The organism is Clostridium sp. Marseille-P3244, assembly GCF_900120155.1.
In the GTDB taxonomy this organism is placed as follows: Bacteria; Bacillota; Clostridia; order Lachnospirales; family Lachnospiraceae; genus Mediterraneibacter.
Genome location: NZ_LT635549.1, coordinates 1,104,439 through 1,117,502, shown reverse-complemented (window position 1 = coordinate 1,117,502; position 13,064 = coordinate 1,104,439). Strand labels below are relative to the sequence as shown.

12 protein-coding genes are annotated in these 13,064 nt (G+C 50.9%); 8 read left to right on the top strand and 4 right to left on the bottom strand.

What is annotated here, in order from left to right; all coding sequences use genetic code 11:
• Positions 1-44: 44 nt before the first annotated feature.
• Together BQ7367_RS07060 and BQ7367_RS07055 are read right to left on the bottom strand one after the other, a co-directional pair.
• Complete coding sequence (locus BQ7367_RS07060; protein ID WP_072524800.1) at positions 45-548, bottom strand: DUF4358 domain-containing protein; 504 nt, start codon at positions 546-548, stop codon at positions 45-47.
• Entirely contained in the window at positions 545-1,303 is a 759-nt protein-coding gene (locus BQ7367_RS07055) for a GDSL-type esterase/lipase family protein (RefSeq protein WP_072524799.1), read from the bottom strand. Before BQ7367_RS07055 ends, BQ7367_RS07060 begins: the two co-directional genes overlap by 4 nt.
• A gap of 190 nt (positions 1,304-1,493) precedes the next feature.
• Between BQ7367_RS07055 and BQ7367_RS07050 the strand changes: the two genes are divergently transcribed.
• Complete coding sequence (locus BQ7367_RS07050) at positions 1,494-1,979, top strand: DUF5721 family protein (protein ID WP_072524798.1); 486 nt, start codon at positions 1,494-1,496, stop codon at positions 1,977-1,979.
• Between the two features lie 112 nt (positions 1,980-2,091).
• Here BQ7367_RS07050 and BQ7367_RS07045 read toward each other — a convergent pair whose 3' ends face one another.
• Positions 2,092-2,796: an N-acetylmannosamine-6-phosphate 2-epimerase gene (locus BQ7367_RS07045; protein WP_072524797.1), complete on the bottom strand. Its 705-nt coding sequence runs from the start codon at positions 2,794-2,796 to the stop codon at positions 2,092-2,094.
• Positions 2,797-3,019: 223 nt separating this feature from the next.
• On the opposite strand from BQ7367_RS07045, the gene BQ7367_RS07040 reads away from it, so the two are divergent.
• The 7 genes from BQ7367_RS07040 to BQ7367_RS07010 all read left to right on the top strand — a co-directional run bounded on the left by BQ7367_RS07040 (position 3,020) and on the right by BQ7367_RS07010 (position 11,666).
• Complete coding sequence (locus BQ7367_RS07040; protein ID WP_072524796.1) at positions 3,020-3,904, top strand: ROK family protein; 885 nt, start codon at positions 3,020-3,022, stop codon at positions 3,902-3,904.
• 66 nt (positions 3,905-3,970) lie between these two features.
• A complete protein-coding gene (locus BQ7367_RS07035; RefSeq protein WP_072524795.1) occupies positions 3,971-4,831 on the top strand; it encodes a MurR/RpiR family transcriptional regulator in 861 nt (286 codons plus the stop codon).
• Between the two features lie 226 nt (positions 4,832-5,057).
• Positions 5,058-6,056, top strand: coding sequence for a Gfo/Idh/MocA family protein (locus BQ7367_RS07030; protein ID WP_072524794.1), 999 nt, complete (start codon positions 5,058-5,060; stop codon positions 6,054-6,056).
• A gap of 51 nt (positions 6,057-6,107) precedes the next feature.
• Positions 6,108-7,415 (top strand): hypothetical protein, encoded by a 1,308-nt coding sequence (locus BQ7367_RS07025; RefSeq protein ID WP_072524793.1) that lies wholly within the window; start codon positions 6,108-6,110, stop codon positions 7,413-7,415.
• A 120-nt stretch (positions 7,416-7,535) separates the two neighbouring features.
• Positions 7,536-9,695, top strand: a complete 2,160-nt coding sequence (locus BQ7367_RS07020; RefSeq protein ID WP_072526125.1) for a hydantoinase/oxoprolinase family protein — start codon at positions 7,536-7,538, stop codon at positions 9,693-9,695.
• A gap of 42 nt (positions 9,696-9,737) precedes the next feature.
• Complete coding sequence (locus BQ7367_RS07015; protein ID WP_072524792.1) at positions 9,738-11,075, top strand: FAD-dependent oxidoreductase; 1,338 nt, start codon at positions 9,738-9,740, stop codon at positions 11,073-11,075.
• 39 nt (positions 11,076-11,114) lie between these two features.
• Complete coding sequence (locus tag BQ7367_RS07010) at positions 11,115-11,666, top strand: hypothetical protein (protein ID WP_072524791.1); 552 nt, start codon at positions 11,115-11,117, stop codon at positions 11,664-11,666.
• Between the two features lie 81 nt (positions 11,667-11,747).
• On the opposite strand, the gene purD is transcribed toward BQ7367_RS07010, so the two are convergent.
• A complete protein-coding gene (purD, locus tag BQ7367_RS07005; RefSeq protein WP_072524790.1) occupies positions 11,748-13,019 on the bottom strand; it encodes a phosphoribosylamine--glycine ligase in 1,272 nt (423 codons plus the stop codon).
• Positions 13,020-13,064 lie beyond the last annotated feature (45 nt).

Below are 13,064 nucleotides of genomic sequence, written 5' to 3'. Positions count from 1 at the left end.
CCCTCTCTATTCACAGACCTTTTTTCAGAAGTACCCGGTGGACTTTAAAGATTCCTGTTAAAAACATCCAGATACTCGTCCGCTTTCGATGATGCCGCAAAGAAAATGTACTTCCCTCTCACACTCTGCCTGGCATCTTCCAACAATTTCACCTCTTCCGGCGCGTATCCGTCAAAATCTTCCTTCTTTGACTGAATCCGCTCCTCGATGGCGTCTCTGACCTCCTGAATCTGATCCTCACTGTTCACCCGGACCAGAAGAACTTCCTCCGCCGAGATCGCTGCCTCGGAGGAATAGTACATGACTCCCGAATAATCCGCAGCGTTCAACCCGAAATTTCTCTTAAATGAAGAAGGCTCCTGTTCCGTCAGTTCACTCTTATCCAAAGCCTGGCTGACCGCGGCCTCCACTTCCTGAAAAGGTTTGCTGCTCCCGCTGGCGTACAGCAGAAGAAGGACAATAAAAGCCAGGATCAGAAGCAGGATCACATACTTCATGATCCGGATGACCACCGGCCCGCTTTCTCCCCTGAAATCGCGTCTGCTCATAACGCCGCCACCTCCGCCATATGTTCCGCCCAGACAGGATAGAAATCAGCCTTAAAATGGATGCCGTCTTCCTCATAATACCCGTCTGCCACAAGGCTGCTGTTGTCGATAAATCCGATACGCTCTCTATCACACAGTTCTGCCAGAGCGCTGTTATAATCCGAAATTTTCTCCAGAGCCGGTTCTTCTTCCACTGCCTTGTCCTGGACCGGGAAGATCGAATTCACAAAAATATGGGCGTCTGGGACTTCTTCCCGGATCTTTTCCAGTACAGCCCCGTATTCTTCCACAAACGCTTCTGTATCTCCGTTTGTAGCCGGCACGTCATTCATACCCAGAGCCAAAAAAATAACGCCCGGTTTTAACTCTTTTAACCGACTGATCTGATCATCCAGCTCATCAAGATGCACACCGATCTTTGAAACTACACTGGAAGCGTTCAGCACATCATACACGGATAGTCCTTCGGCGATGGAGTCTCCAACCACCACCGCTCCTGTAAATTTTTCCTTCAGGCTCCGGGTATCCTCGCCATTATTGTCCTGTTCCTCAAGAAGATCTATCTTCTCTTCAATCGCGGAAACATCTCCTGCCTCTTCCTGCCTGATATACTCCAGCCCCGCCGAAGTATCGGCCCTTCCGCCCAGCAGGCCGCCGATCCAGCGGACGAAAAAAACAAGGATCACGACAATAGCCACGACACACACGAGGACCAGGACCTGTCTCCTGATGCTGTTATTTATCTTTTTTCTCATCTATATATCCATCTCTCTGTTATCCTCTGTAAAGGGACTGTCATCTTATCTGCTGTTATCAGCATGTGGCAATATTCCGCCACTATACGTTTATAATAATACTTTTTTTGTACTTAAAAGTCAATGACGCCACTTTCATTTTATGATACAATAGAATGACGTAAGATCTGTCCGCATAAGGAGCATAAGTATGATCGCATTTTCACTTACCAGCATAAAAGGATTCATGTCACAGCTGCTTCTTTCAGAGACTTTTGACAGTTTCTCCTTCATAGAAGCAGAGATCGTGACGTTCAACACCTTTCACATAGATGGGCTGATTCAAAAAGATTTCTTTGATACGGGAATGGATCTTCCGGAATATTCTCCCTGGAAAAATGTGCGGGAATACTGTTTTTCCATCATAAAAGGCAGGAGGACACCTTTAAGCTTCCGGTTTGTCTTCAGCCTTTCCCGAAAAAGCATAGAACAGCTGGTACTCCGTTCTTCCCCGGCTGTCCGTCCGGAGGACGTACAGGGGTTATACCTGAATATTCATTATGACGGCAGGCAGTTATCCTGTGTAACAGGTACCTCTTTTCAGACATTTACCATGGATAAATCATTAGAACACGCATGGGATGAAATGGTAGAAAAATTTTTCCTCCGGAAAGGGATCGACGCGGAACGCATCTGAACGGACCTCGGGTCCTGTATTTTCCTTTTGTTTCCGCACGCGAAAAAGCTGCCAGGCCTGCATAGGCAGTCGTCCCGGCAGCCGTTTCGGCGTCCGTATCTGCTGTTATAAATTATTCAGTCATATCTAACGCGGACACAAAATGCCGGGTGATTTCCATCGGCCTTGTGATCGCCGTTCCGATCACAACCGCCAGGACCCCGAAATCCATAATCTTTCTCAGCTGCTCCGGCGTCCAGATCCCTCCCTCCGCTATAACGGGACAGTGGAGTTCTTTCACAAATTTCTCCACGGTCTGATAATCCGGCAGTTCTCTTCCCTGTGTATAATCTGTGTATCCGCAAAGAGTTGTAGAGACAATGTCAAATCCCAGATTTTCCGCGTTGACCCCCTCTTCATACGTAGAACAGTCTGCCATAAAAAGCTGCCGGGGATATTTTTCACGGACTCTTTGGAACAGATGCTCCAGTGTTTCCCCGTCATGTCTTGTCCGGAAGGTCGCGTCCATCGCGATAATATCAACACCTTCTTCTGCCAGGGCGTCCACTTCACGTTCTGTTGTCGTGATCACGACATCCGTATCGGGGTAATCCTTTTTTATGATCCCGATGATGGGAAGAGAAGTTTCTTTTTTTATCGCCTGAATATCCGGCACCGTATTTGCCCGTATCCCCCCTGCTCCCCCAAGTTCCGCCGCATATGCCATTCTGGACATAATGAACGAACTGTGCAGCGGTTCAAAGTCCAGTGCCTGACAGGATACGATCAGGCGTCCCTGAAGATGCTGCAGTATAGTTTTGTTGTCTTGTTTCCTCATAAAAGCACCTCAAATAATTATTATCAGACGGAAATCAAATTCATTTCATATATCAGAAGGCGGTTTTCAATGAATTTTCGAAAAGAGGCACTGTTTGTTTTTTATTATAACAAGATTTCTTTTATTTTCAATATAAAAAAAGAAATTTTCATTTTTTATTGTAACTGTCTCCTGTGTGTGCTAGAATTTTATCATAGAAAACTTTCAGGAGGAATTTTCTGTCATGAATATACTCTCAGCAGATATCGGAGGGACCGCTACAAAATTCGCATACTGGAAGGACGATCTCTGTATCGACCGGAGGGAATTGTCTCTGGATGGAAAGCAGGGTGCCGATATCCTGCTGGAATGTCTTTTCACGCAGATCGAACAGTTTCCTCACTTTGACTGCATCGGAATCAGTACTGCGGGTCAGGTGGATCCAAGATCCGGAACTATAATCTATGCCAATGAAAATATTCCCGGTTATACAGGCACTCCGCTGCGGCGCCTGCTGGAAGAACGTTTCCATGTTCCCGCGGCCGTAGAAAATGATGTCTGCTGCGCTGCCATCGGTGAGGCCTTTTATGGCGCCGGAAAGGGCGTTTCCGATTTTCTCTGTATGACAGTGGGGACAGGGATCGGAGGCGCGGTCTTTTCCGACGGACATCTGATCACCGGATGCGGTTACCGGGCGGGAGAATTCGGCCATCTCATCACACATCCGGACGGCCTTGTCTGTACCTGCGGAAGAAAAGGATGTTATGAGCAGTACGCGTCTACAAGCGCGCTTGTCAGGGCGGTGTCACAGATCATGCCGGAGCTGACCGACGGCCGGAAGATATTCGCCGCACAGGAAAACGCTCACCCGGATCTTCAGAAGATTATATCTCACTGGCTGGATGAGATCGTTCTCGGTCTTGTCTCTCTCACCCATCTGTTTGATCCGGAAAGGATCATCCTTGGCGGAGGTGTCATGAGTGTGCCCTGGCTGGCTCCGGAAATCGAATCCAGGCTGCAGAATGCCGTTATCCCCAGCTATCGCGGCGTCCGGGCTGTTCCCGCCATGCTGGGAAACAGTGCCGGGCTCTACGGATCCGCTGAACTGGCCCGCAAAATGATAAAGTAACATATACTTTGGAAACAATTCATGATAATATTATGATAGTAACCTGACCAAAAGGAGGAACTCCTCATGGCTGAAGCTGATGTTTTTTCGAAAATAAGGACTCTGAATAACAGCTTTACAAAGGCTGAGAAAAAAGTGGCTGAATACGTACTAAAATATCCAAGGGAAGTTTTGAATACTTCTATCTCTGACCTGGCAGAGAAATGCGGTGTCGGGGACACAAGTGTGTTCCGCTTCTGTAAAACGCTGAAATTCAAAGGTTATCAGGATTTTAAAATGGCGGTCGTCCGCGCTCTTTCCAACAGCGGATCAGAGGAGAACTGGAGCATCAACAGCGAGATCAATATATCAGACAGTCTGACGGATGTTACGAACAAACTGCTCACCACAAACATCAGCAGTCTGAATGAAACCTACAGTCTCCTGAATATCAAACATCTTGAAAAAGCCGTGGACGCACTGATCTATGCCCGTCAGATCCTTTTCCTCGGCGTCGGTTCCTCACTGTTGTCCGCTCTGGAAGCATACAACCGCTTTCTTCGTATCACTCCAAAAACCAAATGCCCGCTGGACGCACATATGCAGGCAATGGAGGCCTCTCTCCTCGGGAGCGGGGATGTGGCCGTCATCATCTCCTTTTCCGGTTCTACGAAGGACTCTGTAGAATGCGCGAGGCTGGCAAAAGAAGGAGGGGCTTTTGTCATTGCTCTGACCCGCTATGTGAAATCTCCGCTGACAAATTATGCTGACGTAGTCCTTATCTGCGGATCAAATGAAGGACCTCTTCAGGGCGGATCGGTCACCGCGCAGATCTCCCTTCTGTATCTTCTGGATATGCTCTATGTCGAGTTCTTCAAACGTCAGTACAGTCTGTCAGCCGCTAATAAAGAAAAGACTTCTTCTGCGGTGACAGATAAAATATACTAATTGCCAGATCAGCAGACAAATCTTTTAGTTGTCTGCTCTTTTTTATTTCATATTAAAAAAATTTTCTTTTTATTTTAATATTTTAAAATAATTTTTCTCAAATCTATTGAATCTTCATACCTCGTATGATAATATCAGATCAGAAGGCGGAAATCAGAAACAGATCTTTTGGATCTGCGAAAAGAAACATGTTTTACAAATCAAACAAGAAAAGGAGAAATTGATTATGCTGAACATAGCAGTCATCGGTCTTGGCCAGATGGGAACGCATCATGCCAGGATCTACGCGAGTCTGCCCGGTGTGAAGCTTAGCGCTGTCTGTGAGGCAGACCAGGATCGCAGAGAAGCGGCCTGCCGGGAATTCCAGTGCGCCGGCTATGCGGATTATCACGAGCTTCTGGCGGATCCGAAGATCGACGCAGTAAGCATCACTCTTCCTGACAACATGCATTTGGACGTGGTAAAAACTGCTGTCGAGCACCAGAAACACATTCTTCTGGAAAAGCCTATCGCAAAGGAGCTGTCAGAGGGACGGGAACTCTATGAATTAACAAAAGAGTATCCAAAAGTATTCACGGTAGGACATCTGCTTCGGTTTGATCCGCGCTTCTGCGCAGTAAAAGAAGCGATCGAGAATAAAGAGCTTGGAGATCTCATCCACCTCTACTGCCGCCGCAACAGTCCCATCACGGGCCCCATGCGTTACATCGGCGCTTCTGATCTGAGCATGCATGTCATGATCCATGATATTGATTACATTAACTGGTTCCTCCAGAGCCGGCCGGTAAAAGTCTATGCCAAAAGCCGCAGCGTAGCGCTGAAACAATATGGCATGAATGATGTGATCTATGCTCTCGTTACTTACGAAAACGGAGTAGTCGCATGTATGGAGGCCTGCTGGACACTGCCGAAGACTTCTCCGACCATTATCGACGATCAGATGGAACTGGTAGGGACAAAGGGGACAGCCTATATCGATGCCTGCGACAAAGGCGTACGTCTTGTAACAGCTGAACATGTCCTATATCCGGATTCCCGCCACTGGCCTTATGTAAACGGCGCTCCCGCAGGAGATCTCAAAGAAGAGATCAGCAGTTTCGTCTCCTGCATCGAGACAGGCAAAAAACCTGTGATCTCCGCATATGAAGCCTATCAGGCGCTCTGTGTGGTAGACGCCATCGAGCGCTCCATTAAAGAAGGCCGGGAAGTAGACGTTGTTGAATAATTTTTACTGCAGCATAAAGGAAATGAACTATTCAAAATCGAGGTGAACTTTATGAGTTTTATCGTTGTTGCTATTATTGTACTCTTTATTATTATGGTGGCCCTCATGGTGGCCAACAAGATTCCCACGCTGATCGCGCTGCCCCTCATGGGAATTCTCCTCGCGATCGTCGGCGGCATCCCGCTGGGAGAACTTCCCCAGGTTATAGAAAGCGGACTGCTTCTTCTGAGCGGATCCTATGTTCCGATCATCATTGCCGGAATCTTCGGCGATGTTATTAAAAAGACCGGAATCGCGGAAAATATTGTCCGCCGCGCCGTAGAACTGGCCGGCGAAAACCGGATCGTAGTGGCTCTCGTATGCCTGGCCGTCACTGCCGTATGTTTTATGGGAATGACCGGAACCGGCGCGATCATCATGATCGGTATGATCATCATCCCGATCCTCCTCTCAGTGGGCGTGCCAAAGGTCGTGGCCAGCGGCATTCTCCTCATGGGATGCTTTATCGGATACGCGTTCAACGCGGCAAGATGGACCTTCTTCGTCAACCTGTTCGCATTTGACGGTGAGGAATCTCTGATCACCATGCAGACGGTTTCTTCCTTCGCATGGAAGTTCGTGATCCCGGCTATCATCATCGCAGTCATATTTATCCTGATCGGATGTACAAAGAAACCAAAAATGCTTTGCTGGGCCGCGGACGCTCCGGACAGCGCGAAAAAGGAGTATAAGAAAGTTCCTCTTATCTCCCTTCTGACTCCGGTAATCCCGGTAGTACTCGTACTGGTCTTCCAGCTGCAGCAGGTTTCCATCGCTTTCTTTATCGGGATCGTATACGCGATCGTAACGACCCAGTACAAGACAAAATTCAAAGGCGGATTCAGCATCGTCACCAGCGCATGCTACGACGGGTTCCAGTCCACCGCGCTCACAGTCGTCCTGATGTTCGGCGTAGGTATCCTGGTCACAGTCACACAGCGTCCGGAACTCTCCGAACCGATCGGCCAGATCATCGGAGCGATCACGCCGACTTCCGTGTTCGGCTTCATCCTTCTGTTCGGTGTATTCGGCCCGGTCCTCACCCAGTACCGCGGTCCTATGAACCCATGGGGAATGGGGGCTGCTCTGGCAAAAGTCATGGCAGCCAGCACGCTTTCCGTCCCGGTACTGATGTCATCCTTCATGGCCTATGACTATGTGACCGGCGTTTCAGACGCCACATCTTCGCAGGTGGTATGGACAGCCGGCGCCGCCAACACCAGTCCGGTCAGGATCCAGCTCGGAACACTGCCGTTTACATGGCTGACCGCTCTGATCGGCGTTATACTGGGAACCATTGTATTCCCTGTATTTAAATAGTAAAATGATTTGTCCGGCAGATCCGGCCGCTGGCGCTGTTCCAGGCCGGATCTGCCGGAAAACAGAGCTCTGCCTCCACTGCAGAATGAAAAATGGCATGAAGAAAGAGGTATCATAAATATGGAAAAACTCAGGAAAATCCGAATCGGAATTGATGTGGGCGGCACCTTTACGGATGCCGTCGCTATTGATTCAGCTGACCATTCCATCATCAGCTCCATCAAGATCCCCACGACCCACAGCGCGAAAGAAGGTGTGGCGAAGGGCGTCGTCGACTCCCTGCTGCGCATTATGGAGGAAGGGAAGATCGCTCCGGAAGAGATCAGCTTTATCGCCCATGGAACGACCCAGGCCACCAACGCTCTCCTGGAAGGCGACGTAGCCCCTGTAGGCATCATAGGAATGGGTGCAGGTGTAGAAGGCGTCAAGGCAAAATCTGACACTGTTTTAGGAGAGATCCCGGTCAGCGCAGGCAAGGCCATACATACCGAATCTGTGTTTCTTGACACTTCAAAGGGAGTCGATGCCGGAGAGGCTGCTTCTCTTCTCACCCGCCTCCTGAGCGCAGGCTCCAGAGTTATCGTGGCAAGCGAGGCCTTTTCCGTAGACAATCCGGACAATGAGCTGGCCATCCAGAAACTGTGCGAAGAAAAAGGAATCGAATCCACCGGCGGACATGAAATCTCCAAACTGTACGGCTTGAAGGCCCGTACCCGGACAGCCGCCATCAATGCCAGCATCCTTCCGAAAATGGTCAGCACCGCAGAGATGACAAAACAGTCCGTCATCGACGCGAAAATATCCACTCCACTTATGATCATGCGCTGCGACGGCGGTGTCATGAAGGTGGACGAAATGAAAAAAAGACCCATCCTCACCATCCTGTCCGGTCCTGCCGCCGGGGTGGCCGGCGCTCTGATGTATGAAAGAGTCTCCGACGGGATCTTTCTGGAAGTCGGAGGCACCAGCACAGACATCTCCGCCGTAAAAAACGGCAAAGTTATGGTCAGCTACGCGGAGATCGGAGGACACAAGACTTATGTAACCTCCCTGGACGTCCGCACGGTGGGCATCGGAGGAGGAAGTATGGTGCGTGTGGGAAAAGACCGGATCACGGATGTCGGTCCCCGAAGCGCCCATATCGCGAACTGCGGCTACTGTGTCTATACCAGCCCTGACGTGCTCCGCGGCGGAACCGTCGAACTGATCCGCCCGCTTCCGGAAGACCAGCCGGAATATGTGGTCATCCGCGGAACAGACGGAAAGAAATATGCCATCACCATGAGCTGCGCCGCCAATTACCTGGGCTATGTGAAGGAAGGCGACTATGCTTACGGCAATCAGGAAGCTGCCCGGGCAGGGTTTGAAAAGCTGGGTGAATTTTTGAATATGGATCCGAAAAAAGCCGCGGAGGATATCCTTTCCCTGGCTTCTGCCAAAAATGAACAGGTCGTCCGTTCTTTAATGAAAGACTATGATCTGGATCCGTCCATCCTGACGCTGACAGGAGGCGGCGGGGGCGCTTCCACAGTAATCTATGCCCTGGCGAAACACATGAAGGTAAAGTGCCAGCTGGCAAAGAACGCTCCTGTCATCTCAACCATCGGAGCCGCGCTGGCAATGGTCCGGGACGTAGTGGAACGTACCATTATCAATCCTACAGAAGAAGATCTGCTGCGCATCCGCTCAGAGGCGGAGAACCGCGCGATCGAGTCCGGTGCCAACCCGGAAACCATCGAAGTAGACGTAGAAATCGATGCCGCGCTGAACCGGGTAAGAGCCATCGCCATGGGAACCACAGAACTGGTCCGCAAAGATCTGGATCAGCAGGATCTATCCCCGGAGGAGCTGGCACAGACTGCGGCCGCCGCCCTCTCCTGCGACGCGTCCGACGTATCCGAGACCGCTCACAACCGCTTTTTCCATATTTATACGTCAAAACCAAAAAAACGGGGATTTTTCTCTTTCCTGAAAGGATCCAGTGAGCCGGCATGCGTCATCGACAACAAAGGCGTAATAAAGCTGAACCTGAAAAACGCGAAAGTACGCAACGCTGCCGCCGGAGAACTGCTAAGTTCCGCGTACGATATCATACGGGAATATGCCGTATATGACGAAAGCGGAGAACGGGCTCCGGACGTATTTCTCCTGGCAGGCAGCAAGCTCATCGATCTGAAGGGGATCGGCGAAGTACGTCAGCTGGCCGCTCTGACAGAAGTGGAGGCCAAAGCTCTGGCTTCCGATGAGACGGTGATCCTGATCGTCCGCCCGAAAAATTAGCAGAAACAGAACAGAGAAACAAATCAGAAGGAGGGAACTATCATGAAAGAATACCACGCTGAAATCGTTGTTGCCGGCGGCGGGCCGGCTGGCGTCTGTGCCGCCATTGCCGCGGGCCGCGCCGGAAAGGACGTCCTCCTGGTGGAACAGTATGGATGTCTGGGCGGCATGTCCGCATCTGCCCTCGTCACTCCCTGGATGACGTTCCACGAAGCCGACGGAAAACAGCTTGTATACGGGATCGCGCAGGAGATCGTGGACCGGCTTGTAGAGGCAGGGCGCTCCCCCGGCCATGTCACAGATACCATGGGAGAGACCGCTACCGTCACTCCCTTTGACTCTGAATATCTCAAACTTCTGCTGGCAGAGATGTGCCGGGAAGCCGGCGTGCGCCTCCTGTTCCATACATTCATCTTCGGAACAGAACAGGACAACCGGCAGATCACTGCCCTTCGGGCTGCCGGCAAAGACGGTGAAATCCGTATCACGGCAGACTCTTTTATCGACGCTACCGGCGACGGCGATCTTATGACCTACTCCGGCTGCGCATATGAAAAAGGGAAAGACGGAAACGGAAAAATGCAGCCGGCTACCATGTGTTTCAGTATGGAAAATGTAGATTTTGAACAGATCCGTAAATATATGCAGGAACACCACGAAGAATTCCACTTCCGGACTCATTTTGAACTGCTGGATAAACTTCCCTGGTGTATTTCCGGTTTCTTCTCCCTGTGGGAAAAAGGAAAAAAGGAAATGGGCCTGGATATCCAGAGAGACCGTCTCCTGTTCTTCCGGGGATTCCGGGATGATATTGCAACTGTCAACACCACCCGACTGATCGGGATCGACGGAACCAGCACTGATGATCTCTCATATGCCGAAACCGAAGGACTGCGCCAGGTTTTCCAGGTCAGCGAGCTGATGCGGCGCTATATACCGGGATTTGAAAACGCCCGCCTGTTCCGGGTCGGCAGTGTGATCGGCATCCGTGAAACACGCCGTTTACAGGGACGTTACATTCTGACGGCAGAAGATCTGAAGGAAGGCCGTATGTTTGACGATAATATCATGGTATATGGATATACCATTGATTTCCATCAGGCTGACGGCGCCGGTTTCACGCAGTTTGAAGTTCCCGCCTACGGCATCCCCTACCGGACAATGCTTCCCTTTGAGATCGACAATCTCCTGGTAGCCGGCCGGTGCGTCTCTGCTACCATGGAGGCCAACAGCAGCATGCGGTCAACGCCCTGCCCCATGGGCCTGGGGCATGCCGCCGGACTGGCAGCGGCCCTGCGTCCGAAGGACGTTCCTTTTTATGAATTGGACGTCAAACAGCTGCAGGATCAGCTGCGCGCTCAAAATGCCTATCTGGGATGAAATTCCTGATCAGCCAATTTTTAAAAAAGGAGAGAATGTATGACTGACCCCCGAGACCTCACACTTTGTGTAAACTTTTTAAAAGGCCGGAAAGAAGCCGGCTCTTTCACCGATGATGAACTGTTGTCCATTGCGGAGCAGGCTCTTTCCATCGGCGAGAAAACAGCTGTGGATTATAAAGGGAAGGACCTTGCCGGACTGGCGGAAGAGCTGAAGATCTCCATGCAGATCGAAAAAGGAGGTCTCGTCGGGACCCGCCTCATGCGGGCGCATTATGATGATTCTGTAAGATCTATCACTGTGTACGAAGACGGGCTGAATCAGATTCTCTCCTCCGGCCGTCTGGAAGAGCTTGGCCTTCCCTGCAATCATGAAGCTGTGCGGGACATGCTTCTCTGGCACGAATTCTTCCACGCTCTGGAGTTCCGCAGGATCGGTATGGTGGGAAAAGACTTTCCTGTCATCCGGAAAGTCCTGGGCTTCACCGTTCGAAAGCCGTTCTACGCGGTCAGCGAACTGTCCGCCCACGCATTTGTCCGGGACATCCTTAACCTGCGGCGTCTGCCGATGATCCTGGATGGAAATGAATAGCGGAATAAACAAACCGGGAAGTGGGGAACAATTCCCCGTTTCCCGGCTTATTTCATATCTTTTTATCTGTCCCTCTGATTTTTACGCCTCGTCAATAGCCTTTCCGATATCATGACGCATATATTTATTCTCAAACTGCACCCACTCTGTAGCCGCGTATGCGTTTTTTCTTGCTTCTTTCAGATCTTTTCCCTTTGCGGTAACACCCAGAACTCGGCCTCCATTTGTCACGATCTGACCGTTTTCAAATTTTGTCCCGGCATGGAAGCAGTAATACCCCTCGTGCTTCTGAAACTCATCCAGTCCTGTGATGGGGTATCCCTTCTCATATTTTACCGGATATCCGTCGGACGCCAGCACCACGCAGACCGCCGCGTTGTCCTCGAACTGCAGGTCGATCTGATCCAACGTTCCGTCAATGCACGCCTCCGCCACATCAATGATATCGTTCTTCATACGGGGCAGCACCACCTGCGCTTCCGGATCCCCGAAACGGGCATTATACTCCAGCACTTTCGGGCCGTCGGCCGTCAGCATCAGGCCGAAAAAGATCACGCCCTTGAAAGGCCGTCCTTCCGCCGCCATAGCGTCTACCGTCGGCTGATAGATGTTCTTTTCGCAGAATTCTTCCACCTCTTTTGTATAGAAGGGGCTGGGAGAAAACGTCCCCATGCCGCCGGTGTTCAGGCCGGTGTCCCCGTCTCCCGCCCGCTTGTGATCCTGCGCGCTTGTCATGGTCTTGATGGTCTTTCCGTCCACAAAAGAAAGCACCGAGACTTCCCGGCCGGTCATAAATTCTTCTATGACCATCTCATTTCCGGCTGAGCCGAATTTTTTATCCAGCATGATCGTACGGACACCTTCTCTGGCTTCTTCCAGGTTCTGGCAGATAAGCACGCCCTTACCCAGAGCCAGCCCGTCCGCTTTCAGAACGATAGGAAAGGAAGCTGTCTCCAAGTAGGCAAGCGCCTTGTCCGGATCAGTAAAGTTCTCATACCCGGCTGTGGGAATATGATATTTCTTCATCAGGTCTTTGGAAAACGCCTTGGATCCTTCCAGGATGGCAGCGTTTTTCCTGGGGCCGAAAGTGCGGATCCCCGCCTCTTCCAGGACATCTACCAGTCCGCCTACAAGGGGATCATCCATCCCCACAATGCACAGGTCGATCTCCTTCTCCTTCGCGAAGGCAGCCAGTCTGTCAAACTCCATGGCACCGATGTCCACACACTCCGCAAACTCCGCGATGCCCGCGTTTCCGGGGGCACAGTAGATCTTGTCCGCCCGGGGGCTCTTTGCCACGCTGGCCGCGATGGCATGCTCTCTTCCTCCGCTTCCTACGATCAGTACTTTCATAATGTTTCAATCCCTCCACTGTATCTCACGGTCCAAAGACCGTGT